General features: G+C 63.4%; 20 protein-coding genes and 2 pseudogenes. 7 read left to right on the forward strand and 15 right to left on the reverse strand.

What is annotated here, in order from left to right:
* The 6 genes from PSA7680_RS13035 to PSA7680_RS13060 all read left to right on the forward strand — a co-directional run.
* Positions 1 to 192 (forward strand): transposase (locus tag PSA7680_RS13035; protein ID WP_217808310.1); only part of this gene is annotated, 192 nt, incomplete at its 5' end.
* On the forward strand, positions 176 to 4,918 hold the full coding sequence (locus tag PSA7680_RS13040; protein WP_085869164.1) for a DEAD/DEAH box helicase family protein: 4,743 nt from the start codon (positions 176 to 178) through the stop codon (positions 4,916 to 4,918). The genes PSA7680_RS13035 and PSA7680_RS13040, both read left to right, overlap by 17 nt.
* On the forward strand, positions 4,918 to 6,876 hold the full coding sequence (locus tag PSA7680_RS13045; protein WP_085869165.1) for a DEAD/DEAH box helicase: 1,959 nt from the start codon (positions 4,918 to 4,920) through the stop codon (positions 6,874 to 6,876). Before PSA7680_RS13040 ends, PSA7680_RS13045 begins: the two co-directional genes overlap by 1 nt.
* Positions 6,877 to 7,004: 128 nt before the next feature.
* A complete protein-coding gene (locus PSA7680_RS13050) occupies positions 7,005 to 8,453 on the forward strand; it encodes a DNA cytosine methyltransferase (protein WP_085869166.1) in 1,449 nt (482 codons plus the stop codon).
* Positions 8,446 to 9,639 (forward strand): MvaI/BcnI family restriction endonuclease, encoded by a 1,194-nt coding sequence (locus PSA7680_RS13055; protein ID WP_085869167.1) that lies wholly within the window; start codon positions 8,446 to 8,448, stop codon positions 9,637 to 9,639. The genes PSA7680_RS13050 and PSA7680_RS13055 overlap by 8 nt, the downstream gene beginning before the upstream one ends.
* The gene (locus PSA7680_RS13060) at positions 9,626 to 10,315 is read left to right on the forward strand and encodes an HhH-GPD family protein (protein WP_085869168.1); all 690 of its coding nucleotides are present in this window, start codon (positions 9,626 to 9,628) and stop codon (positions 10,313 to 10,315) included. Before PSA7680_RS13055 ends, PSA7680_RS13060 begins: the two co-directional genes overlap by 14 nt.
* On the opposite strand, the gene PSA7680_RS18535 is transcribed toward PSA7680_RS13060, so the two are convergent.
* Positions 10,266 to 10,868, reverse strand: coding sequence for a hypothetical protein (locus tag PSA7680_RS18535; RefSeq protein ID WP_139838642.1), 603 nt, complete (start codon positions 10,866 to 10,868; stop codon positions 10,266 to 10,268). The genes PSA7680_RS13060 and PSA7680_RS18535 overlap by 50 nt on opposite strands.
* Before the next feature lie 23 nt (positions 10,869 to 10,891).
* Positions 10,892 to 11,695 carry a hypothetical protein gene (locus tag PSA7680_RS13065; protein WP_139838643.1) on the reverse strand — a complete coding sequence of 268 codons (804 nt, stop codon included), beginning with the start codon at positions 11,693 to 11,695 and terminating at the stop codon, positions 10,892 to 10,894.
* A 797-nt stretch (positions 11,696 to 12,492) separates the two neighbouring features.
* Here PSA7680_RS13065 and PSA7680_RS13075 point away from each other — a divergent pair.
* Entirely contained in the window at positions 12,493 to 13,407 is a 915-nt protein-coding gene (locus PSA7680_RS13075; RefSeq protein WP_085869170.1) for an HNH endonuclease, read from the forward strand.
* A 170-nt stretch (positions 13,408 to 13,577) separates the two neighbouring features.
* Here the strand turns inward: PSA7680_RS13075 and PSA7680_RS13080 are convergent, their stop codons facing one another.
* The 13 genes and pseudogenes from PSA7680_RS13080 to PSA7680_RS13135 form a co-directional block, all read right to left on the reverse strand.
* Positions 13,578 to 14,654 carry a DUF2793 domain-containing protein gene (locus PSA7680_RS13080; RefSeq protein WP_085869171.1) on the reverse strand — a complete coding sequence of 359 codons (1,077 nt, stop codon included), beginning with the start codon at positions 14,652 to 14,654 and terminating at the stop codon, positions 13,578 to 13,580.
* Positions 14,655 to 14,661: 7 nt separating this feature from the next.
* A pseudogene (locus tag PSA7680_RS19190) lies at positions 14,662 to 16,698 on the reverse strand (phage tail protein); the annotation flags it as partial.
* 423 nt (positions 16,699 to 17,121) lie between these two features.
* Positions 17,122 to 19,107: pseudogene (locus PSA7680_RS19195) on the reverse strand (baseplate multidomain protein megatron); the annotation flags it as partial.
* A gap of 9 nt (positions 19,108 to 19,116) precedes the next feature.
* Positions 19,117 to 19,569, reverse strand: a complete 453-nt coding sequence (locus PSA7680_RS13095) for an NlpC/P60 family protein (protein ID WP_085869230.1) — start codon at positions 19,567 to 19,569, stop codon at positions 19,117 to 19,119.
* A gap of 38 nt (positions 19,570 to 19,607) precedes the next feature.
* Positions 19,608 to 20,492, reverse strand: a complete 885-nt coding sequence (locus PSA7680_RS13100; RefSeq protein WP_085869172.1) for a phage/gene transfer agent baseplate hub protein — start codon at positions 20,490 to 20,492, stop codon at positions 19,608 to 19,610.
* A 126-nt stretch (positions 20,493 to 20,618) separates the two neighbouring features.
* Entirely contained in the window at positions 20,619 to 20,849 is a 231-nt protein-coding gene (locus PSA7680_RS18540) for a hypothetical protein (RefSeq protein ID WP_139838644.1), read from the reverse strand.
* 86 nt (positions 20,850 to 20,935) lie between these two features.
* Positions 20,936 to 21,166: a hypothetical protein gene (locus tag PSA7680_RS13110; RefSeq protein ID WP_085869174.1), complete on the reverse strand. Its 231-nt coding sequence runs from the start codon at positions 21,164 to 21,166 to the stop codon at positions 20,936 to 20,938.
* 3 nt (positions 21,167 to 21,169) lie between these two features.
* Positions 21,170 to 21,817 (reverse strand): lysozyme, encoded by a 648-nt coding sequence (locus tag PSA7680_RS13115; RefSeq protein ID WP_085869175.1) that lies wholly within the window; start codon positions 21,815 to 21,817, stop codon positions 21,170 to 21,172.
* A gap of 4 nt (positions 21,818 to 21,821) precedes the next feature.
* Positions 21,822 to 21,953, reverse strand: coding sequence for a hypothetical protein (locus PSA7680_RS19090; RefSeq protein WP_275936535.1), 132 nt, complete (start codon positions 21,951 to 21,953; stop codon positions 21,822 to 21,824).
* Positions 21,946 to 22,293 (reverse strand): Clp protease/crotonase-like domain-containing protein, encoded by a 348-nt coding sequence (locus PSA7680_RS13120; RefSeq protein WP_085869176.1) that lies wholly within the window; start codon positions 22,291 to 22,293, stop codon positions 21,946 to 21,948. Before PSA7680_RS13120 ends, PSA7680_RS19090 begins: the two co-directional genes overlap by 8 nt.
* The gene (locus tag PSA7680_RS13125) at positions 22,290 to 22,916 is read right to left on the reverse strand and encodes a DUF2460 domain-containing protein (RefSeq protein ID WP_085869177.1); all 627 of its coding nucleotides are present in this window, start codon (positions 22,914 to 22,916) and stop codon (positions 22,290 to 22,292) included. Before PSA7680_RS13125 ends, PSA7680_RS13120 begins: the two co-directional genes overlap by 4 nt.
* Entirely contained in the window at positions 22,916 to 25,060 is a 2,145-nt protein-coding gene (locus PSA7680_RS13130; protein ID WP_085869178.1) for a phage tail tape measure C-terminal domain-containing protein, read from the reverse strand. Before PSA7680_RS13130 ends, PSA7680_RS13125 begins: the two co-directional genes overlap by 1 nt.
* The gene (locus PSA7680_RS13135) at positions 25,041 to 25,238 is read right to left on the reverse strand and encodes a DUF7697 family protein (RefSeq protein ID WP_245824635.1); all 198 of its coding nucleotides are present in this window, start codon (positions 25,236 to 25,238) and stop codon (positions 25,041 to 25,043) included. Before PSA7680_RS13135 ends, PSA7680_RS13130 begins: the two co-directional genes overlap by 20 nt.
* Between the last annotated feature and the right edge of the window lie 29 nt (positions 25,239 to 25,267).

A 25,267-nucleotide genomic window follows, 5' to 3' on the forward strand; every position in this document is an offset into this window, starting at 1 on the left:
AACGTCCGCGTGGTCAGGACCGTCGACCGAGACCTCTACCGCGAACGCAACAAGGTCGAACGGTTCTTCAATCGTCTCAAACACTTCCGCGGCATCGCAACGCGATACTTCAAAACCGCAGCAAACTTCCTCGCCGCACTTCACCTCGCTTGCTCAAGGCTCTGGATCAGACATTATGAGTCCACGACCTAGCGGGCAACTCAAAGCAGGCGACCGGCAAAGGATCCGCGAGGTTGCGAAGGACCTTCGAAAGATTGCTGATGAAGCAGAGCGGCTCCGCGACCGGGACGAGGAGATCCGCGGGCAATTCCAAGATCCGACCTGCGGCGAAATGCTTACGCGGTGGGACATGATAGACGCGCCGCCGGACATCATGATCACCAACGTCTCGATGCTCAACGTCATGTTGATGCGGGACCACGAGGCGCCGATCTTCGAGGCGACAAAGAACTGGCTGCGTTCCTCTCCGAACAACCATTTTTCCTTGGTAGTCGACGAGCTTCACGGCTACCGCGGCACCGCGGGCACGGAAGTTGCACTCGTAATACGCAACTTACTCCTGAGGCTAGGGATGGAACCGGGGTCACCGCAGCTCAGGTGCCTGGGGACCAGCGCCTCGCTGGATGGAGAAGAAGGTCGCGAATACCTCCAGCAGTTCTTCGGGGTGGATAAGTCGACGTTCGCCGTCTTCCCCGGAGAGCCACGCAAACCCAGCGTCGAGCTTCCCATCGACGAATCCCTTGTCGCGGACAAGGCCGACGACATCATGAGGGGTGATCGCTCAGCTATCGACCAAGTGTTGTCGCGGTTTTCGGCACGCGATGCCCTCGGTTCGGCTTGCATTGCCGCCGGACGGAAAGACGACGGCGGTGTTGCGCCGGCAAGGGTCTCCAAGGTCAAGGAGAAGCTTTTCGGTCAGGGCGCAGCGGATACCTCGTTCGCTGCTCTTCTTCATGCGGCTGCAACAGAACAGTCGGTTTCTTTCACAGAACCGAAACCTTCTTTCCGAGCGCACATGTTCCTCCGACAGATACAGGGCATGTGGGCATGCTCGAACCCCGCATGCAGCGAAGTGGAGGAGCGATTTCGCTACGAAGGACGGCAGATTGGAAAAATTTTCAAGCAGCCCGCTGTCAAGTGTCCATGCGGTGGCCAGGTACTGGAGCTTCTCTATTGCTATGATTGCGGAGAGGCATACCTTGGGGGCTACGTTACCCCCAAGGTTGACGAGGACGAGGAAGGCGAAGTCTTCTTGGAGTCCGGTCCAACGGACCTTTCGTCTACCGTACCGGGCCTGGTCAACGAAAGGCCACATAGCCGCTTCCGTTGGTATTGGCCTGGAAAGTTGGTTCCTTCCGGCGTCACGACAAGTTGGCAACACAAGAACCCGGCGACAGGCAAGTCGGTTACCTTCGGCTTCGCGCCCGCCGTATACCGCCCGCTCTACGGCCACCTAGCCAAGGCGCAACCCGGCGAAACTCCCACTGGTACGCTTTTCCAAGTTCCAAAAGGCGTCGATGTGCCCGGGTTGCCAGGGCGCTGCCCAGCGTGCCAGTCATCGAAGAGCCAGAGCCGCATCCTGAAAGCCTTTTTCTCCGGCAGCCGTGTTAATAGCCCGATCCGGGGGCTCCGGACAGGTTTAAACGTGACAACGCAGGTTATTGCGGATCGCGCTACGTCGATCTTGGGCTCAGAGGATGCTGCCGCTCCAATGATCGCCTTTACCGATAGCCGAGACGACGCGGCAGACGTGGCGGCCGGCTTGGAGTTGAACCATTTTCGATCGCTCGTCAGACAGCTCGTCTTTGCCGAGCTGGAGCCGAAGCAGGTGTTCTCGATAGACGACGCGAAAGAAGTAGCCAAGAAAGTACAGGCAGAAAACGATCTAGATGCTCGCGAGAAGGAAATAGCTGCGGCCATCAACGCGTTTCACCCCGACCTGATGCAATCCTTGCTGCTAGACAGCCTGCGCATGGCAAACGAGAGCCAGCGCGCCCGCATCAGGGAGTTTTCCGAGAACGCGCTGGGAAACCCTGCTGTTGCCTGGAGTCAACTCGTTTCAGGCGTTCTTGCCCGCCTACTGGAGCTTGGTGAAAACCCGCAAGGAACCGATGCGTCGCGGCAAACTGTCGACAACGAGCCTTGGTGGCGCTTTTTCGACGAAACGCGGCCCAGCGGTGTCGCGCGCTTGGACGCCTCGGTCGAAGAAGCTGGCCGCCGCACTATCCGCGAAAACCTCTCTTCCCTCGTGGCCGCCGCGTTGTTTGACGGGGGCGGTCGCGACCTCGAAACCTTAGGCATTGCGTACGTCCGGCCGATTGGAGAATTCTCCGCAAAGCTGGGCTTGGAGCGTAGCGAAGCTGAGTGCATCCTTTCGAACGTTGTTCGCCTCCTCGGACAAGCTCGCCTCTACAGTGGTAGTGGCAGTAGCCAGTCGAGCACGAATACCCCGACAGGGGTACGAAAATACCTGGAAAAAGCGGCACCCCGCCTCAACCGCGACCCAGTCGTACTAGCAGACGCGATTGGTGACCTCTTGAAAACCGAGGGCATCGCGAACGAGAACTGGGTTCTCCAGGTAACACGCTACGGGAGCCTGAAACTAGAGCTTGTCCCAATAGAATCTGGGCTGGCGCGCTGCGATCGCTGCTCGAGAATCTCGGCCAATACCACCGTGAAAGCGTGCACCTCGCTAAACTGCGAGTCGGAGAGCTTTTCCCCGATCGATCAACCCGAAGACGACTACTACCGCTGGTTGTCCAGTGAAAAAGCCCACCGTCTGCACGTTGAGGAACTTACCGGACAGACCAAGCCGCTATCGGAACAACGCAGGCGCCAAAGACTGTTCAAGGAAGCCTTCCTCGAAGGCGAAGAGCCACGAGTTCACGGCATCGACGTGCTGAGCGTAACCACCACCATGGAAGTGGGGGTCGACATCGGCTCCCTAGAACTCGTCATGATGGCCAACATGCCCCCGCAACGCTTTAACTACCAGCAAAGGGTCGGGCGCGCGGGTCGCGCAGGACAGAGCTTCTCGTATGCCCTCACTATTTGTCGCGGCGGCTCCCACGACGACTTTTACTACTCGAATCCCGAACGGATCACCGGTGACACCCCACCACAACCCTACCTTGACTTGTCGCGCCCGGAGATCGTCAGGCGCGTGGTAGCTGCCGAGACACTCCGAAGGGCATTCAATGCTCTTGCCGAACCGCCAAGCCGCAGCGCAAGTACCCATGGATCATTTGGTGCTACCAGTAGCTGGGAGTCAAAATACAAGGCGCCGGTTTCCGAGTGGCTGGCAACATCACCTGAGGTTACCGAGGTCGTCGATGCGCTATGCCTAAACGCCCCTCTTTCGACGGGTAAACGCAATTCAATAGAGGCCTACTGCCGCGAAAAGCTCGCTGACCATGTATCCGAGATCGTGAAGAGTGATCGTTATATCCAAGAAGAACTGAGCGAACGGCTCGCGACGGCGGGAATCCTGCCGATGTTTGGTTTTCCTACCCAAACGCGGAGCTTGTTCGGATTCAAACATGGCGCATCTGTCGACGAGATGGTCATTTCGGACCGTCCCCTTGACCACGCGGTATGGGCCTTCTCACCTGGCTCCGAGATCCCCAAGGACAAGCAGATCCACGTCGCGTGTGGTTTCGAGTACAAGCGGCAGGTCGGCGGCAGGATCATTTCAGACCCTGATCCGCTGGGAGCCCCTCTAGTCTTTTCCAAGTGCAAGGAGGAAACCTGCGGAAACATCATGCAAGGCGAGACCGAAACTTGTGATGTCTGTCAGTCAACGGCATGGCCCTTCAATCTCTACCAGCCAAAGGGATTCACGACGACCGGCAGGCCAAGGGATTACGACGGGCAACGTCAAAGGGGACCCGCGCTCAATCCACCTGTTTTTGCATTCAAGCCGGACTACTCGGCCGGCTTCGACGTTGGACCGATGAAAGTAGCACTGACATCGGACGAACCGATCGCGCTCGTGAACGACGCGCGCGGCGAGATGTTCAACTTCCGGCGCAAGGTAAATTCGATCATCGTCAACGAAGAGCACTTCTACAGGGATGATCCACCCTACCGGGATCTTCAAGGCGAGCCCGAAACCACTGGCGCAATCGGGGCTGTATTCAACACGGACGTGATGACGCTTTTGCTCGGAAGCTTGCCCAACGTCGGATACAATGGTGTACTCGACATCGATAACCAACCTGCGGCCAGGGCAGCCTTGGTCTCGTTCGGCGAATTCGTAAAGCTTGCCGCTGCTGTCGAGCTCGACGTGGACCCTTCCGAGCTTCGCGTCGGTACCCAGCGATGGCGAACGCCGCATTGCGTGACGATGCAAATCTACGTCGCCGATGCCCTGGAAAACGGTGCCGGCTACACGCGGCATATCTGCGACCCGGAGCGTCTCCATGCCTTGCTGCAGCGACACTACGACGTGCGAAGAGTGGAGTGGGAAGCCGCAGATCATGCCCTTTGCGATCGATCCTGTCCAGACTGCCTGAGAAATTACAACAATCGTTTCTTGCACGCTGCGCTAGACTGGCGACTCGCCCTGGACGTCGCGGAGCTCGTACTTGGCCATCCCCTCGACACGGATCGCTGGCTTGCATCCTCTCAGAAAATCGGGAGTCGCGTAGTTGAACTCTGCAATTCGGAGGACGGCGACGTCTTCTTGGAACAAGCGGACAGCCTCTTCGCAGTCACACGTTTGAACCCAGGTCGATCCCTCGTTCTTTCGCACCCGCTTTGGTACACAACGAAGGATGGACCCGCGCAGGACCGCCAGCACGACGCCAAGCTAACGTTGCAGGCGAACTATGGGCCAGCCCATCAAGTCGACTTCGTTGATATCCGGGATCTCGCGGCATCCCCGCAGACCTACGTCGTCAAGCTACTGGAGGCGTGATGATCGAAATCGTCGGCACAGAAGGCACGAGCGAGTATAGGGCCGCAATCATGGTGCGGGACGCACTGGAGGCTATCTGGCCTGGCGTCGCCACGTCTCCAATTGAACAGGAAGACATCAAGATCGCCGTCAGCGTGAAGATCTCCGGCTATAGGGTGCAGGATATCGATATCGTTTTGGCGGGACAGCTTGTCCGTCCCCGCCAAATCCGCCCCACGCGCGTGATCCGGGGACACTCTGGAAGTAGACTGAACAATCGTCCCCTGTTAGTTGAAAGCTTTGTCGCGGCAATCGAAGTAAAAGACCACGACGAACGAAACGTGAGAGTGAACGGTGACCAAGTAGAGGTTCGATATTCGCGCTCCGGCAGAATAGAGAAGAAGAGCGCGACAGACCAAAATGTAAACCAAATGCATTCGCTCAAGGCCTATTTTTCGGAACAACATGCCGACATCTTCGTCCGACGATGCCTGATTTTCCCGAGCCTTCAAAACATCTCCGCTCCTAGCGCCGTCGCGTCCGGGTTCAATGGCCACCAACTTATGAGCGCTATCGCGAGTTCTTCACCTGTGCTGGAGCGGAAGGGTCAGGGATATCTTTCCGCCGGAAGCTCACAGTCCGTCGAGAAGGTATTGGCCTCTCCGCTCTTTCGCCCGATGATCCCGACCCGCCTCGACCGGGAGCGGATGGAACGGCTCGCCGTAAAGAACCCGGCAGTCGATGAAGTCCTGCAAACACTTGGCTCCGGAACGGTGTTCCTGAGAGGTTACGGCGGTACTGGAAAAACAGTCCTTCTACTCCAAACGGCGTGGAAGCAGTACAAGGTCGAAGGGAAGCGTACGCTGATCTTGACATACAATTTGGCGCTCGCCGCCGACATGCGCCGCCTAATGGCACTAGCCGGTATTCCTTCTTCCCCAGAAGATGGTGGAATCGAAATCTCGACGGTGATGTCGTTTCTTTACCGATGGTTCGCGAGATTCCATCTACTCGAGGAAGAGGCCCTCGACTTTTCTCGCTATCCCGAGCTTTGCGCTGCTGCACTCGAAATGGTTGAAAGTGGCGCTGTTGGGGGCACAGACATCGAAGGCATCGTATCTGCGGAACCCGATAGGTTCGATTTCGACCAAGTATTCGTCGACGAGGGGCAAGATTGGCCCTCGGGAGAAACGGCTCTACTGAAGGTTCTCTATAGCCCTCGCCAGCTTTGCATAGCAGATGGCATCGACCAGTTCACCCGTGGCCAGCGGGCAGACTGGCGGAAAGGAATACCGCGCGAAGAACGGAAGACGCACAGCTTGACAACGTGCCTTCGACTTAAGCGCAATCTTTCTCTTTTTGTCGGGGAGGTCGCAAGATCTACTGGTATGGGCTGGGAAGCCGAAGCCAACCCGGTCGCCGGCGGCGGACGCTTGATAGTTCTATGCAAACCTTACGAGACTGCGCAGGAGCTACACGAGCAGCTGGTACGAGAGTTGCGCGATGACGGGAACGCTCCGATTGACATGTTGTTCTGCGTGCCACCAGACGGCGTGGAACGCGACGGAAACGTCGTCCGAAGCTCGATGTCGACTGTCCTCTCTGAATGGGGCACCGAGACATGGGACGGGGTCGACCCGCACGCACGCCTAGACTTCCCACGGTCAAGCAATCAAGCGAGGATCGTCCAATATGCGTCCTGTCGTGGGCTCGAAGGGTGGACGGTGGTACTTGATCGCTTCGATAGTTTTCTCGCGCACATAGCCTCGTGGAAAGACCATTCGGAGGAGACTGCGATGGAAGGATTCGTGGACCCAGAGATAGCCCGAAACAGGGAGGCGTGGCGTTGGGGCATGATTGCCCTCACGCGCCCTATCGACACGCTTGTCATCCAGCTTCAGGATGAGCACAGCGGGTACGGCAAGCAAGTGCTTGATATTGCCGCCACGATGGAAGATTTCGCGGAAATCATCCGCTGACTCACTCGCTCCGAGGTTCCCAAGCAGGCCTTTTCACCAGACGTTACAACATCTGGTTTTCGCCTGGACTTCCCTAGCTACATGTGCTAGTTGGAATTGAATGGTGTCCGGAGCGCGAGAGGTGAAGAATGCTGGAGATTACGACCACGCAAGAAGAGATATTGAAAGCAGGCGAACTGGCTGCGACGAGCATGGTTTCGAGGCCTCGCGTCTACAGCATGGTCGATTTGTTTGCCGGGTGTGGCGGTCTGTCACTTGGCTTCGAGAATGCTGCCTTCACGCCTGTATTCGTCAACGAACTCCACGACGATGCCCTCAAGACCTACCTTCTAAATCGTCACCACGAGCTAGGCGGGATGCGTTTTTCGGACAATCCGGCGCTCCGGTGCAATGATGCCCACGACCTGAAAGATGAGCGCTTAGAGCAGATGGTGGCGGACTTCAGCAGTATCCGCGAGATCGACTTCCGCTTCGACCGGACAGCGAATGAGGAGAGCGGCGGTGGAAGCACGCTCGACGTGCTCACCGGTGGACCGCCATGCCAAGGCTATTCCGGGATCGGCATCCGCCGCTCCTACGCCGTGGATCGTAAGGTCATCCCGTCCAACCACCTCTACGGCCGGATGGCGGAGATCATTCGCCGGCTTCGCCCGCGCATTTTCCTCTTCGAGAACGTCCGCGGCCTACTCAATGCCAAGTGGACCCGCGAAGGGGGCGAGCCGATTTGGCCGGAGGTTCTTCGCGAATTCAAGGAGCATATCCCTGGCTACGAGGTGCGCTGGTCACTCGTCCATGCCAAGGACTACGGGGTGCCGCAGAACCGGCCACGCGTGCTGATCGTAGGTATACGCAAGGACATCCTGGCCGATGCCAAGAAGAAGGGCGTTGAGAAACTAGATGATACTGCTGACACCGAGGACGCTGTAAAATGTGGCTTTCTGCCGGCAGGTTGTCCTGGCGAATACCCCGATCTTGGAGAACTTCTCGGCGACCTCCTCGACGATGACGTGGAAGGTATTCTATTGAACCAGTCCTACCCGCCGGGGCCGTTCGAGACCAAGAGTTACCCCCGGGCAGCGAAAAAGGGTACGATCCAAGAGAAGCTGAGAAAGGCGCCGGATTGGTACCCGCACCGAGGAGTCCGACTGACCGAGCAGGAATATAGCAAGCACAAGTGGGCCGTGGTCGATAAGTTTCGATACATGCTCGGCCACAACGGCGAGATTCCGGAGAAGTACAAGACGCGCAAATTCTCGCAGCGCGTCTTGAAGGAAAAGTGGGGCAACGCCGAACCCAACATCACCGCGACTTCCCTGCCGGACGATTACGTCCACTACCGCCAGCCGCGCATCCTGACGGTGCGGGAATGGGCGCGGCTGCAGCTTTTTCCCGATTGGTACCAGTTTGCCGGCAAGCGCACGACGGGAGGCCTGCGTCGGGCCGGGAAGCCCACCGAGGGCATTTTTGACCGCGAAGTGCCAAAGTACACGCAGATCGGGAACGCCGTTCCCGTAGGCCTCGCCGAGCGTGTCGGCAAACACTTCAAGATGATCCTCGACGCGGCAGTCGATGCTTGAGAAAAGCGACACGAGCATTGCCGAGACCCTCGCGGTCTTCACACGTTACGATCTCGACGTGGGGCTCTTGGTTCCCACCGAGACCGGCATGCGGAAGTCCATCATGGATGCCACGGCCGGCTTGCGGGAGTACTTCCAATACACCGGTTTTCACGACTACGATATGCAGGCGCAGGGTCCCGACGCCAAGGTGATCCGCGAGGCCTTCTTCGTTCGACCGGACGGGCTGCAGCCCACCACGGCCTCTCTTTACCGCCCAGTGACGAAATCCGGCGATCCCCGGGTGTGGTTCGGTCGCCTCAAGGGGTACGCCGAGCCCTACAACCTCCTCGCGGTGCTAGTGCGTGACGACAAGGCGTACATCGTCAACTGCAGCGACCCGCGCATTCTGGCTTCCATCCATGATCCGTCGACCCCCTTGGGGGCCATCGCTGCCTCGCAGCGGCCGACTAGAGACCCCGTGGTCGAGGAATTGCTCGACATGATCCGCGACGTGTCTTCGCGTGGGTTCGTGCGAACACTGAGACCCGGGGATACCGGCGTCGGCATGACGCTGGAGACGTTGCTGGGGATTAACGCGAACACTCGCAAGGCCCCGGACTACAAGGGCATCGAGCTAAAGGCTAAGCGCCTGCGAAAAGGCAAGGCAAACCGGGTAACTCTGTTCTCCCAAGCGCCGGATTGGAAATTGAGTCCGATCGGTTCCGCGTGGAACCTGTTGTCTACCTATGGCTACGAGCGCGACGGCAAGCTACGCCTGAACCACGAGATGAATGCCACGGCGCCCAACTCGATCGGGTTCTTCTTGGAGGTGGACGCCGCCCACGACTGGCTCAAGCAAAATTATCAAGACCCGGATACGGCGGCCACGCGCCACGTCACCACATGGGAAATGGAAAAGCTGCGTAATCGCCTGAAGGAAAAGCATCCGCAAACCTTTTGGGTGAGCGCTCGCTGTCGCGGGAAAGGAGCAAGCGAGGAGTTCCACTATGTCCAAGTCGAGCATACGCGCCAACCAAAGGTGCGGAACTTCGACGCTCTACTCGAGGGTGGCGTAATTTCAGTCGATTACCTGATGTCACAGAAAGGGCATCAGCGGGTGCGCGACCACGGATACCTGTTCAAGATGCATTCAGCTGATTTCCCAGCGCCATTCCCGCCGTCCGAGACGCATGTCCTCGCGTGACGAACTGACACGCAGCAACAAGCTCCGGCTCACCAAGCTCCGCAACCACCTTCTCGCTTGGTACGAAGCCGAGGGCCGCACCCTGCCCTGGCGGTCGCCTGCCGCTTCGACCTTCGAACGCATTTGCGTGGAGGTGCTGTTGCAACGCACCCGAGCAGAAACCGTGGCCGCGATCTACGCTGTTTTCTTCGCGCGGTTCCCGAGCTGGTCGTCGTTGGCCGACGCAGGCATCCCAGAATTGGAAGAAGCCTTCAAGCCGATCGGGCTGTGGCGGCGACGTGCAAAGTCGATGAAATCACTTGCGGAGTACGCAGCGGCCCGCGCCGGGTGTTTCCCAGATGACCCCGCTGAGCTGGCAAAGGTTCCTGGAGTGGGCCAATACGTTGCCAACGCGATCCTGCTCTTTCAACATGGCCAACCGCGACCCCTGGTCGATGTCAACATGGCCCGCGTGATCGAGCGCTTCGTGCGCCCTCGCGTGCTCGCGGACATCCGCCACGATCCTTGGCTGCAAGCAGCGGCGCACTGGCTCGTTAGGGAGCGCCCGATCAAAACAAATTGGGCGACGCTAGACTTCGCGGCAAAGGTCTGCACAGCGCGCACGCCCCGCTGCCATTGCTGTCCCGTTAGCTCACGGTGCGATTGGCTGCGCCGTCGGGTTTTGCTGCAGCCTTGAATATGGAAAGCATCTCCTTGTTCGAAAGAAGGTCCGCCATCGAGACGTTGATGCACGATGTCCAGAAAGTAGTACCGTTGTCAGGGTCTGTCTCGTTTGCCTCCCATACCCTTCCCTTCGCCTCCAACGTCGCGATGTCGATGCCCCCCACTATGAACGCGTGGGAGAAGCGATAGATGTCAGAAACTGGTCGCTTCCTGTCCCGGAGAAGGGAAACGAAGTAGTAGTAGTCCGGCCGCTGATGCTCGTGATTGTACAGCGGCACCGAGTTGTCATAGTTCCGCCGCGGTCTAACAGTCCTATCCTTCGTCTTCACGTCAAGCGTGATGCAGTTGGAGACGAGAAAGTCGTGCGTGGTATGGTGGCGATCGTCCGTGAACTGGATGCCATTCCGCCGAAGAAAATCCCCCATCACGAGTTCGCCAATGCAACCCACGAAATTCGCCTGTAGTTTCCGGTGAGAATATTCGTACTCGGGGAACGCGTTCGCCCGTTCGTAGGCCGCGCGAAGCATCTCTTTCGTCAATGGATAGCTCGCGTAAGTCTCTGCCAATGCGTGTTTCTCCCGTGCGCCTGCTAGAGATCGAAAGCTGACCGTCCGACAACGCGCCTCATGTCCGAGGTGAAAACCGAGTGGGGACGGTAGAGCCGCGTGCCGTAGATGTTCTGTACATCGGCGATATCCTCTCCTCGTCGCGCTAGCTCCGCTTCAATCTGGCGCAACGTGTCATCAGGCATGTAAATCGCGGAGAATCCCATTCTCTTGAACAATTGAATTCTCCTTCTGGTCACGAACTCGTCGGCCTGGTTGAAGAATCCGAAACCGATTCCCTCGATCGAGTTTGCCGAGTAGAGCAAGCGCTCCCGGGCGCTCTCGGTCTTTACTGAGATCAGGAGGTTGGTCGGTGCGCATGGGATAAGGATATCTCCAAGGGCGCGCAGGTCCCGGAGCGCACCCTTGTTCATTAGGGCGTGGCCGGGGACTTGCCAATCTGGCCACTTGTCGTGCTTCAATCCCATTCGTGGAACGCCCTCGTTCGTCAAGAGATCGCTACAGAGCAGCTCGGAGATATCGCCGACGCCGGCCTTGGGAACGCGGAAGGGCGGATACCGCCACGTTCGGCCACTCGGGTGCTGAATGGCGAAAGCCTGACCGATATTGGTCGATGAGATGCGAGCTCCGAGCGTTAGCTCGCACAAATGGACAACGGCCCCTGCGCTGACCGGCGCGTCCATCTGGTTCACGAGGCAGGGGCATAGATCCAGCAGCGTTTCGAGGTGCGATTTCACGGTTGTAGGCGCCGGAAGGCGGGTTGCGCCCGCGGCCGGAGGTTGGCTGAAGTCCCGTTTCAGCGCGTTCGCAAGGCCGGTGACTGCCAATGCCCTCCGCGGAGCTCGAGGTGGCACCACGATCTCGGCGACCTCATCCCAACTTCCGGCTCCTGCGCCCATGGGGCAGAAGGGGTGAAGACAATCCATCCAAATCTTTTCCGTGCTTAATCGTCTTTCTAAGCCCCTGTCTATAAATTGCTTTTCACTTGCACAAGCTGCGGCTTCGCATCAGAAGGCGAAGAGAACTTGGAATGGTATGGATAATGGCCGTGGGCATGCCCGGTAACGCGCGGTTAACCTTTATCTACCATGATTTCGTCCATGGTTTGGAAAGTTTTCGTTCGACCAAGACCTGGCGCGCCAGATATGCGCCAGGGCTATGTGCGGGCCGAGAGCGAAGACGAAGCGCTCGCCCTCGTGGATAGCCAGTCTGCTGTGCTTTGGCCTTGCCCGGACAAGCTTTGGCCAGGATCACCGAACGCTAGCCTGTGCTGGTCGAACTGAAGCGAGTTCACCCAGATCCGCAGGACGCTGGTTTCTCGCCCGCACCCCAGTCGTGGGCTTATCCGACCTTCACCCCCCAGAACGACGTCTGATCCGCCGCGCGGAAATACACCTGCAGCTCGACGGTATCGCCCGCCGTCAGCTGCACCATGGTCTGCAGCCAGAGTGCCGTCGCCTCGGAGACATGCGCGCCGCTGATTTCTCCGCGCGAGCCCCGGATCTCGGCTGTCCCGTTCAGTGCGCTCAGCTCCTGACACTTTGTCCCGGCTAGACTCCTCTGAACGTTTTGGCGCCGGGCCTATTTGGCGTATCAATGGCATGAGTAGTTGCGGAGCAATGATTTGCTGAACCCGATCGACGATATGGGCCGGGAGCTCGATGCGAAATTCACGCTAGAGAAGTTGCCGGACGGATTTGCTCTGACAGTGGAATCCCGGGGCGGGTCAGACCAAGGCCCGAACCCCAGCCGGAACAAGAACTACATCGACGGGATGCTTCTGCACCTGAAGCGCATGGCGGCGCATGACATGCGCCTCGATGAAATCCAAGTGGCCAGTGCGCAGGCGCTACGGCTGCCTGAATCTGAACGCGTTGTCTGGCCTGAAGGCTATCCGCGGCCACTCAGATTGGCGGAAGTTAGCGAGTTCAATGAACTACGCCTCGCAATCGGACGCCAATCCGCCGCGTTTCAGAACACGTCGAACTCCACCGGCAATAACAGCAAGAGAATGAAGCTGATTGTGCGCTCGCCAGAGGCGGCTGCCCTGCCAATGGATCAGCTGGAGGGAATCTTCACGGGACGCAACGGCGGGTCGGTCTGGACGGAAGCCCCAACGTCGGATGAGGAAGAGCTCTACAAGCGTGTGGCCAACGCGCGCCGCAAAACAAGACGATTGTCCGAGAAGGGCAAGACGCCTCCTGAAGGACAGAAAGACGTCACGCGGGCCAGTATTTCATCGGAACGCTTTGTCCGGGATCCAAACGTGATCGCCTGGGTGCTTGAACAGGCAGCCGGGTCCTGTGAGGTCTGCGGTGACAAAGCCCCGTTCCAGCGCGACGACGGCGAACCGTATCTAGAAGTGCACCATGTGCGCCCGCTGTCAGAAGGCGGACCAGACACCGTCGACAATGCGGTTGCCTGCTGCCCGAACTGCCATCGCCATCTGCATCACGGGTCAGAACGGGACAATCTCAGGCAATCCCTACTCGAACGCTTAAGTCGCCTGAAGGACTGGCCGCAGAAGCCCATCGCCTGACTAAGGTTATTCGGTTCAGCACCATCCGCTCGCTCTTGCGGGCTGCTGTAAGGGCGTTGACACTTTACCTTAGCGTCGGGACGAAGAGGCCCGTGTCATCCACGGGCGCGGCGAAGCGGTTGATGGAGCCATCGAACACGCTCTGGTCATTTCAGTCTGGTTTGCTTCGCTCACCCCACCTTCGCCCCCCAGAAAGACGTGTGATCCGCGGCGAAATACCCATCCGCAACACGGAAATACCCTTGCAGCTCAACCGTTTCACCCGCCGTCAGCGAAACTATCGTCTGCAGCCAGAGCGCCGTGGCTTCCGAGACATGAGCGCCGCTGATTTCGCCCCACGACCCGCGGATCTCGGTCGTCCCGTTCTGCACAAGCCGCCCGCTCATGCGCGCGGAGGTGCTGGCGTTGACCTTGTAGAGCAGCGTCGCACCGAAGAGGTAGGTGCCGTCAACCGGGGCCACGAAGCGGTTGTTCGCGGCGTCGAAGGCACCCTGGTCGTTGTAGTCGGTGTTGTTGATTGCGATCTTCGTCCAGGACCCGACGTCGACATAATTGTCGTAGTTGGTGTACGCCTTGAACCGCGGCAGCCGGGGCTGATCGACGATGCCGGTGGCGTTGTCCACGCTCAGCCCGTCGAAGAAGGTGCTGCCGTCGGCCGAGACCGCGAGGCGGAAACGGTCCGAGCCGAAGAGGCCCACCAGCGCCTTGGTCACGAAGCCAGTCTGCAGCGTCAGCCCGAGATCGCCTCCGGTCGCCTCCTTGTTCATGGTGTAGAACAGGTTGCCCGTGCCGCCCTCGGCCACGGTTTTCGCGGTCCAGAGCGCGGCGTTGAGCTTGGCCGAGAACGGGTTCGACGCATCCGCCGTCGTGCCCAGCCCCAGCAGCGCCATGTTCTGCAGCGCCGCCGGTGTGGTGCCGACCCAGCCGGCGCCATCGTAGACGAGCAGCAGGCCCTCGTCCTCGACCCATGCGCGCCAGCCGCTCCGGGGTGGCAGACGCAGCCAGGCGCCGTCGGTCCAGAGCGCGACGTTCAGGTCCCAGCCGGCCCAGTCGCCGGTCGCGCCCGACGCGACGATGTAGCGGTCGCCATCGGCGGGCGAGCCGGGCGGCGCGGTCAGGTCCCGGTCGAGAACGGAGAGCTGGACGAGCCCGTCGAGCAGCCGCAGCGCCTCGTTGTGGGTGACATGCTTCTGGGCCTGCGCCGCCAGGATGTAGGGCAGCAGGAGATGGGTCGTGGCGTCGGACATGGGGTCCTCAGAATGTGAGCGTGACGGTTTTCGGCGCGCCCCGCCCGACGAGGGCGGAGAGCTGGAAGATGCGAACGGTGAGGCTGTCGCCGGGGCCGAGCGGCGCGCCGCAATCGGCGGTCTGGTCTGCGGCCGTGTAGACCGCGCTGGTGGTTGTCGTGCTCAGCACCCGCTTCACGGTCGCGCCGTCGAGGACCTCGACCTCGTAGGCCTCCAGCTCCTCGGCCAGCGGCACCTCAATCCCGCCCCAACTGTCGGCCGCGAGAGACCGGGACCGGCGCTTCCAGCGGATGGTCAGATCGCCGGGCGCGCGCGGTCTGCGCCATGGCTGCTCGACATGGGCGACCGAGAACGGCCGCAGCCCGACGCCTGTGGGCGTGAATGCCTGCGCGACATAGGTCTCGTCGCTGACCGGACGGCTCGCGGGTCCGATGCGCCAGTTCCATGGGATCCCGAGGTCGGCCTCGGCGATCGGCAGCGAGGCGAGGCTGTCGTCGAGCACTACGACGCGGGCACCGGCAGGCGTCGGGTTACCCATCGCACCCTCAGTGCCGCGCTGGCCGCGCAGGAGCCGGGTCAAACGATACTGGCCGGGGGCTATCAGTTCGGCCGCGCCTGCCTGGACGATCTCCCAGACGCCCGGCGCGCTCTCGATGGCGAGTGCGTTTGCGCCGCCGAACAAGACCAATTCCGTGACGCTCTCCAGCGTTCCCGTGAGCAGATCGACCACCAGCACGTTGCCGAGGTCGAAGCGCGAGGTGGGCCCGGCGTAGAAGTCCGAGACCAGCGTGCCGATCCGGGCGCGAGACTGAGCCGTAGTCAGCAGCTCGAACCCGTCCGTCGACGGGCTGCGGAACACCGCGATCTCGCCCGGCCACGGTATCGCATGCGCCGCGGCGAAAGGGCGGTGCGCTGGCTGGTCCTCGGTCAGCTGCGGCAGGTCGAGTAGCACTGCATCGGGCGCGCCGAAGACGACCGCCTTTGACAGCGCAGAGGGTCGCGGGGCGCCAGGCGGCAGATCGTAGGCATCCCGATCCTGACGCACGGCCTCGATGCCGCGCGCGTCGGCATCGGCGATGGAGATGAGGCGCAGCGGGATGGCCCGGCCGTCATGCGCGAGCGTCACCACATCGCCGGGATCGAGTGCCAGCCGCGACGGCGGCAGACGGAACACCGCGCTTTCCCGGCCGGTCCATGCCTCCATCAGAGCGCGGCGGCAGCGGCGTTCGGCTTCCTCGGGCGGCACCGCCATCGGGAAGGACTCGGAGGCGATCCGGGTCGTGTCGACCGTGATGCGCCGCGCCTCGACCTGTGCGGCCTCGTAATCCTCGTCGGCGCGGGCGACCTGCCATTTCAGGGCCTGGGGCAGTTCGGTTTCCTGGCCACGGGTGAGTTCGATGACATCGCCCTCGCGGGCGGCGACCAGATCGTCGGGTGTGACGTTGGCCATCGCCGCCCGCCCACGCATGACGAAACGGATCACGCCTTCGGTTTCGACGGCGTCGAAGCCGAAGTGGCGCGCCAGCGTGGTGATCGAGGCGCGCGGGCTTTCCAGCGCACCGATGGCATATCCCTCGACCGCGCCCCAGAGGCCGCTGACGTCGATCCGGGTCTCGGGCAGCCCCGCGCGCAGGCAGAGGTGCCGGACCAGCGCGGCGAGCGACACTGCGCCGAGCCGCCCCGTCAGCCAGTGGCCGAGCCGCCAATTGGGGCCATCGGTCCAGACATCGGTCAGTTCGGGAAAGAACGGATACGGACGGGCGTCCCAGGTCCAGGCCGCGCATTCGGGTGTATCGACCATCCGGCCGCCATAGACAGGGGACAGCGGATTGTTCGTCGGATCGGTCCAGAAGAGCCAGGTCGCCTCGAGATAGGCGCGCTGGATCGCGTCATCCCGCCAGCCGCGGGAGAAATACGGGGTGAGGCTCTCCGACGATTTCGGGTCGAAGAAGACGTTGGGCTGGTTCGTGCCGCGGTCGATGGCCGGGCAGCCGAGCTCGGTGAAGCGCATCGGTTTGGACTGCGGAAGCCACGGGGTGGTGCCACGGTCGCGGGAGGTAATCCAGCCAGCAAGCACATGCACGTCCTCGCCCGGCACGGACGAATAGGGTCCGACGCGCAGTTGCACGGTCGTGTCGGTGATCGGCGCGATCCAGCTGAATGTCAGCCGCCAGATCCCGCCGCCGATGTCGGTAAGGGCAAGATCGAAGATGTCCAAATCCGAGGTGTAAGGCGCCGCGCCGGAGAAATCGTCGATCCGGACCTCCTTGTTCGGCGCCCCAGTCAGGTTGACATAGATCCGGGCCCTGCCCGACGTCCCCGGCTTGAGGAGGACGCCGGTCTCATAGGTCTCACCCGCCACCACCAGATCCTGCGCCGAGGCCGATTGCGCGAAATCGTTGGACCCGTCGATGGCCGCGATCCTGGCGGCCGAGGTGAACGGGCCGAAACCTTCCGGGCTCGGCGACACGGTGGCTGTCGTCGGGGACCAGGTCTCGGGGGTGTCGCCGTCGGGGATGGGATTGGTGCGCAGACCGCCGGGGCGGTCGTGATGTGGTCGCGACCACCAGTTCCACAAATCCTTGTAGCGAAACACCCATGGTTCGCCGTAAACGCCATCGGTGATCGGCGTGCGGACCTGCGCGGCGCGGTCGGCATCGCTGGCATAGAACCAGTCGAAGCCCTCGCCGCCGGCGATATTAGATTGCAGATAAGCCCGGTCGTAGATCGCGGGCCAACCCTGTTGCGCATCGGCGTGCTCGAAGCCATCGCGCCAGTCCGACAGCGGCATGTAGTTGTCGATGCCGATGAAATCGATGTTGGTATCCGCCCAGAGCGGGTCGAGGTGGAAGAACACGTCGCCTGAGCCATCGGCGGGCTGGTGGCCGAAATATTCCGACCAGTCGGCCGCATAGCTTATGGCGGTCCCCGCCCCAAGGATCGAGCGCACGTCGGCCGCCAGATCGCGGAAGGCCTGCACCGCCGGATAGGCGCTGGCACCCGCGCGGATCGTCGTCAGCTCGCGCATCTCGGAGCCGATCAGGAAGGCATCGACCCCACCCGCCGCCGCGCAGAGATGCGCGTAATGCAGCACCATGCGCCGCAGCCCCCAATCGCCGGCCACGCCGATCCAGGAGACGGTCTCGCCCGAGACGGTGAAATCGGATGGGCTGGCACCGCCGAAGAAGGCTTCGACCTGGCTCGCTGCCGTGGCGGTCTTGTCGACGCTGCCGGCGAAACCGGCCGCGGGCGAACAGGTGATCCGGCCGCGCCATGGAAACTCAGGCTGGCCGGTCTCGGCGGCGTTATCGCTGTAGGGGTTCGGGAGCGTGTTGCCCGGAGGGACGTCCATCAGGATGAACGGATAGAAGGTCACCCGCAGCCCGCGGGCCTTCATCTCCTTGATCGCCTGCACCACCGCGAAATCGGCCGGCGTGCCACCATAGACGGGCCGTTCCTGGTCGTCGCGACTGACGAGGTGCGCCGCAGACCGGCTCACGCCGTTCACCGACCAGGTCTGCGGGCTCGTGGTCTTGGCCGAGACCTCGACGCCGGGGCGAATGGCGCAGTCGCCCGCACGCAAGTCGTTTCCGAACCAGGCGACGACGAGGCTGACGCTTTCCACCTTCGGCGCCATCGCCTCCAGCCGGTCCAGCGCCACCACCATGTCGGCGGTGTCAGACAGTGCGTTGAGGTTTTCGGGAGTTTGGGACCCGCCGCCACCCTTCCGGATGCCCTGCGTCGCATAGGTGAACTCGCCCGAGGCCGGGATCACCGTGACCGCCTGCGTCAGCCCTTCGGCGGTATCGGGATCGGCGAACGGGCGGAACACCTCGAAGGAGAGCTGCGGCAGCCGGTTGCCGTAATTCCCGAGCGGCAGCTCCTCGAAGACCACATAGGCCGTCCCGCGATAGGCCGGGGTGTTGGCCGCGCCCATCTTCGCCGCGATGAACGGGTCGGCGGTCTGCGCTTCGTCGCCCGGATACCAACGCCAGGTGATCCCGGCCGTGTCGAGAAGATTCCCGTCTGCCCAGATGCGCCCGATGCCGGTGATCGGGCCCTCGCAGAGCGCCACGGCGAAGCTCGCGTAGTAGAGATACTCGGTGGTCTTGACCTTGCCGCCGCCTCCGCCACCCTTGCCGCCACCCTGTGTCGTGGTCTTGGTCTCCTCGCGGAAGTCGGTCGCCCAGATCACGTTGCCGCCCATGCGCATCCGACCGTAGACGCGCGGGATGACGGCGCCCTCGGTTGAGGACGTGATCCGCAAGGAATCGAGCCGCGGCCCCTCGATGCGCTGGGTGGGCGCGAGCGACGAGACGATCCAGCTGTCGACCACCGACCCGATGGTCGAGCCGACGAACCCGCCGATGGTGGCGGCGCTAACGCCGAGGATCGCGCCGCCGATCGAGCCGCCAATAGCGGCACCGGCTGCGCCGAGAACAAGCGTTGCCATGGTCGAATCTCAGCGTTGCGGGAACAGGAAGGCGAAGGCGATGCGCCGCCGCCAGGATCGGGTGAGCGGTTCCTCGATGACGCCGAGCCGCTCGTAGGCGTGGAGGAAGCTGTCTGGACCGGTCAGGATGCCGACATGCTTGGCGATGGCGCGGGGCATCATCCGGAACAGCACCAGCGCGCCGGGCCGGGCCTCGGCTGGCGACACCTCGATCATCATGGCGCGCGCGCCCTCGGCCAGCACCTCGCGCGGACCGGTCTCGCCCCAATCCCGGCTATAGGGCGGGATCGGGAACGGCTCGGGGCCGACGACCTCACGCCAGATGCCCCGTGCGAGCCCGAGGCAGTCGCAGCCCACGCCGCGCAGGCTCGCCTGGTCGTGGTACGGCGTACCGAGCCATGCGCGCGCCGCGGCGATGACCCTCTCGGGATCGGCGGTGGCTCTCGTGCATCGCGAAGCGATGCACTGCCGCCCGTCGTTTCCGCTGGAAACGACGTTGGTCACAGCACGCCCCCATCGTGGCCGCCGTCCTTCGTCGCATACCGCAGGATCGTGTCCTGGCCGGGGATATGCGGGAAGCCACGGAAGTTGGCGGTGTTGGCGAACTTTGCCCCGCAGGTCTCGATCCGCTTGTCGCAGCCGGCGCGGATGGCGAAAGCGTCGCCCTCGGCTATGGACCGCACCGGCGCCTCGAGCAGGGTCAGTATCGCGATGCCGTCCGTGACGTCATGGCCCAGCACCTCGGTGCGCCGCCCCGCATTCGCCCCGCTCGTCCATTCGACGGTGCCGAAGGTGAACCAGCCGGCCTCAAACCCGCCGAGACCGGAGGCGGTAAAGTTGCGGTCGCGCAGGAGATCGATCACGGCGCCCGCGCCTTTGTAGACGGGATCCTCGAGATCGACGCCGCAGCGCGCTTCGCCGAGCGCAGCATCGCAGGTCGCCTGGAAGGTCCGTCCGACCGCCTGGCCGAGTACGTGCGCGAGGGAGCGGACCTCGGCGACGAAGGCCAGCCGCCCACGCCGGATCTGGCCGATGGCGCCGCGCCGCATCAGCACGCGCTGACCCGCGTCGGCCCAGTTCACGCGCCAGACCTCGACCTCGGCGTTGTCCCAGCGACCGTCAAGGATGTCGGTCTCGGTGATCCGGTCCGAGGTCAGCACGCCCTCGGCGTCCTGCGCATCGACGGAAAGGTCGGAGCCAGAGCGGACCTCGGACGCTGTCAGCCCGCTCTCTGGCTCGAAATCCGTGCCATCGAAGCTCAGTGTCCGGTCGTGATCGGTGAAGCCGAAGGTGACACCATCGGTGCGCGTGATGCGCCAGCACCAGGCGAGCGTTGTCGTTCCCTCGTCGAGATGGGCCTGCAAACCGGGCGAGAGGGATTTCATCGGCAGGTCCCCGTCATGCGATCATCGAGATCGGCGATCCAGTCCGCCCACGCGGGCGGTACGTCGGCGACACTCGCCGCAGGTGGCCGTGCCAGCCGGGCCTCGGCATAGGAAATGCAGCCTGCATTACCACCGGCCGTCGTTGCGGCGCAGCCGCTGAGCAGGATCGCCAGCATCGCGACCATCACGAACCGCATCGCGGCCACGTTCGACCTTCCCGATTGTCTGTTCCAATGCATCACGTTCGGCCTCCCTTTTGCCCTGACGCTTACCTTCCACACGACCCCAGGCCCGGCCGAGGACGATGCCCCCGACCGCGCCCAGAGCGGCCACCAGCCAGATCAGGAACTCAGCCATCGTCCCGCTCCCCGCGCCCGGCGGCCACACAGAGGGCGACGATGAAGACGCCGATACAGCCGCCCAGTATGAGCCCCGCCAGAAACTCAGTCATCGCCCCGGAACCCCCGCTCGATCCGGTCGCGCAGGCCGATCAGGCCGAGACCGAGGAAGATGAGCCCGGCGGGCGAAGCGTCGCCCGAGCCGGCGAGCAGCGCGACGAGGCGGGACAGTTCAGCAAGCGGCCCGATTGCCGGCAACGCGACGGAGGCGATACCGGTGAGCATGGCGAGCAGCCCCGCCCACCAGGTCAGGGAACTCGGTCGGATGTAGCGCATGGATCAGGCCTTCCGGATCAGGATGGAAAACAAGGCGATCAGCCGGGCGAGCCAGCCGGTCGGCAGATTGGGGGTGGCGGGAATGGCGGGATTGGCGGGACGCAACAGTTCCAGCGCCTCATCCTCGGTCAGGCGGCGGATCGGCCGTGAGAAATCCACCCGGCCAGCACGATCCACGCCCCAGATCGGGATCGGGCCGCGGGGATAGCGGCCATGGCGAAACAGGTCGCGCTCGGCCTCCCGGCGCGGGATGATGGACGCGGGCTTGCGCCAGTTCAGAAACGCGTCGGCGGCGGCGACGCGATTGCCGGCATTGAGGTGCCGGGTCAGCGCGGCCTTTGCGATGCCGCCGGTGTTGTAGTGGAACGAGACCAGCGCATCGAACTCGTGGGGCTCGAGCGGCACGGTCACGACGCGCAGGACGTCGGCCTCGTAAGCAGCAAGATCGGCGCGAAACACCCGGAACGCCTCGCGGAGCCCGGCTTGCGTGTCGGCGGGCATCCCGCGGGGCATCTCTGCCGGATCGGGTGGCCCGGCGGCGGCCGTGTGGCCGATGCCGAAGGTCCAGGTGCCGGTGGAATCGAGGTAAGGCCCGGGCGCGACGCCCTCGTGCCGGGAAAGGGCCAGAAGCCCTCGGTCTGTCATGTGCATGGGACTATACGAGTAGCGAGAGGATCAGGATGAGCGCGGCAATCGCGATGCCGACGCGCAGGCGGTGAGCAAAGGCATCACGCGGGTCGTCGGTCAGGCGCCGCAGGCCGCGCAGGACACGGACGAGATCAGTCATCGCCGCCCTCCCGCGCCTGGCGAAGGCGGGCCAGCACCAGTTCGATCACCGCCGGGCCGAAGACGCCGACGAGATAGGCGGCGGAACCGGCGGCGCCCCCGGCCGGGACCGCCTGTGGCGGCAGGCCCAGCCAGCTTGTGATGACGGCCATGGACAGGCTGCCCATGCCGGCGGCGATCAGGCCGCCGAGCAGGATGTGGCGCAGCGCGTCGCGCAGGCGCATCTTGGTGGTCAGCGCATTCGTGGCCCCGCCGAGCGCGCCCCAGGCAGCGAGGATCACGGCCGTCGAGGCCGCAAGATCGCGCAGCACCGTCGCCACGAAACCGGAATTGTCGTTCATCGCCGGATCTCCAGGAGCGGGATGGAAGTGATGGAGCCGAGGCGCTCTATGTCTAGGGTGACGTCGAGCGTGTCCGTGTCGAAGCGGACGGGGACGTCGAATTCGAAGCCAACGGTAATGGCGGCGCCAGAAGCCGGGGCTGTGTCAAAGGTGACCAGCCCGGTGGTGGTGTCGATGGACCAGCCGGTGGCCTGCTCAACCCCGTCGATCGCAACCGTCACACTTCCGGCCACCGGCTTGGTGATGGCCCGGGTCCAGGTCTGCGCGCCTGAGGCGTAGGCCTTCACAAGCTGGAATGCCGTCGTCGTGCCGTCCCCGGTGCCGATGACCTGGTTAGTTGCCGAAGGCGTCTGTGACGGCAGACAGGACTTGAAGTCGGCCCAGTCCTTGAACCGGAAGCCGTAAAGCCGGCCGTTCCGCGCCTCGAAGAAGGCGACCACGGCCGCCAGATCGTCGGCGCGGCGGATGCCATAGGCGACGTCGTAGCGGCGGCGCGAGCTGGCCCAGCTGGCGTTGCGCTCCTCGTCGCCGGAGGCGAGCTCGACGATCTGCGTGCGTCGCTCCGGCCCGCCGCGGGCGCCGCGGCTGATATCGTCGGGGAACCGGACCTCGTGAAACGCCATCAGAGCCCCCTGCGGCCCAGCGACACCGCGCGGGCAATGTCGGCCGCGACCTGCGTGCGGGACTGCCGGAAACTCTCGGCGTCGCGGGTGTTGATGTTGATGGTGACGCCGCCGCCGGTGCCATAAGCCTGCGCTTCCCGCCGCGAGAGCACCCGCTCACCCCGTTGCAGGATCGCGGGCACCTCGTCAGGGCGCAGGCCGGCCCACCCGCCGCCATGCATGCGCGGCGCGCCGGCGAAGGCCATGGCCGGTACCATGCGCGTGGGTCCACTGGATCCGACCATTCCGCCGTCATGCAGGATGTTCGCAAAGAGCCCGCCCGCGCCGCCGAGGATCCCACCGAGGGCGCTGGCCATCGGCCCGAGAATGAACCGCCTTGCCGCGAGCCGCGCCAGATCGGCGATGAGCGAGGTGACGAGATCGCGGAAGTCGAGCTTGCCGGACTTCACGAACTCCGCCACCGCGTCCTCGGCGCTTCGGAAGGCGCCCACCAGGGACTGGCCGATATCGGCGCCGATGTCGCGGGCCCTGGCGGCATACTCGGCCAGCGTCGCGGTAACCGCCGCCCAGCCCGTTGCGAGCTGCTCCGCGCCATCGGCATTGGCTGCCCCGGCCGCGCGTCCTGCCTGACCGGCGGCATCCAGCGCCTCCGTTACCCGGTCGGCGGCTTCCGTTGCCTGGTCGAGCGCATCCGTCCCATCCTCGCCGCTTGCGCGCATCGCGGCCCGGAGCGCATCCACCGCCTCGCGCACGCCGTCGAAGGCATGAGCTCGGGTATCAGCGGCGCGGGCACGCAGCGCATCGGCCTGGTGACCGGCATTGCTGGCCGCGTGGTCGAGGTACGACGCGTAGCTTTGCGCGCCAAAGACATCGATCCGGGCGTCCGCTCCGAGCCGTTCGGAAACCGCGTTGAAGGTCGGGCCGATCTGGGCGAGGAAATCGGCCCATTTCGAGGACAGGAACGCCATCAGGCGCAGCCAGATCGCCTCGATGTCCGCTCTCATGGCGCGGAAGTCATCGACGAAGGAGGAGACGGTCACCTTGATCCCATCCCAGACCGCCTGCGCGACATTGCCCATGAGCTCCAGCGCCTCGCCAAAGCCGCCGGCGCCGCGCACGAGCTTCGTGAACTGGTAGATCAACTCGCCGGCACCGACGATCAGGGCGCCGATTCCGGTGCGGATGAGCGCACCGCGCAGGACAACGAGCGCGGTGGCCAAGCCGCGCACGGACAAGGCCGCGGCGGCAAGACCGGCCACCCAGCGGCTGGCGAGGAAGGCCGCGAAGGTGGCGGCGTAAGTCGTGAGCCGGCCGATATTGTCAAAGAGTCCGGCAATGGCCTGACCGAGCGGGCCGGTGCGGCTGGCAACTGCGGCCATGGCGTCGGCTACGGCTTCCAGCGCGGGGGCTGCGGCAACGGCGAGCTGGTTGGAGAGCCCGCGCCAGATCAGCCCGAGCCGGGAGATCGCGTCGTTCGTCCGTTCGATCCGGTCAGCGTCGGCTTCCGAAACCACGACCCCGAAGGCGCGCACATCGTCGGTCGCCTGCCGCAGCGTCGCGGTGTCAATCCGGCTCATGGCGATGGAGCCTTCCTCGCCGAACAGCTGGCCCGCGACGGCGGCACGCTCGGCGGCTGGCACGAAGTCCTCGATGGCGGCATTGATCGCCCCCACCCGCTCGTCGAGCGGCAGCGCCAGCAGGTCGGAGGCCGAAAGCCCCAGCCGTTCGAGCGCTTGGGCCGCGGGGCCTGTACCGGCCGCCGCCTGGCTCAGCCGCCGCGTCAGGTCTTTCGTCGCCTGTTCGATGCCGGACATGGAGACGCCGGCGAGCTCGCCCGCGCGCTCGAGCGTCTGGATCGAGGCGACGGTGGTGCCGAGCGACTGCGCGAGCTTGGCCTGCGCATCGACCGTTTGCAGACCGGACCGCACCATGGCGACACCGGCAGCCGTGGCAGCGGCGACGGCAGCGGCAGCGGCCACCCGCACCCGGCGTGCGAAGCCTGCAAGCCTTGCGTTGGCCGCCTCCATCTCGCGGCTGAGGCGCCCGAAGCCGCGGGCGCCGGCTTCACCGACGCCTTCCAGCTCGGCGCGCACCTGCCGACCACCGACCGCGGCTAGGCGGACGCTAACCCTCTTCTCGGCCATGCGCGTGTTCCATCTGTTCGTTGAGCTTCACCACCATCACCGCTTCGATGACCGGCAGCAGTTCGGCCATGGCGAGCGGCGGCACGCCGAGGGCATGTCCAAGCGCCAGCGCCGCGGCCATGTCCCAGCCGATCACCGCGCCCGGCAGAACCCGCAACTGCCCGCCAAGGCGGCCCACCAAGTCCCAGACCTGCCAGCCCTCAAGGG

This window comes from Pseudoruegeria aquimaris (genome assembly GCF_900172235.1).
GTDB lineage: Bacteria > Pseudomonadota > Alphaproteobacteria > Rhodobacterales > Rhodobacteraceae > Pseudoruegeria > Pseudoruegeria aquimaris.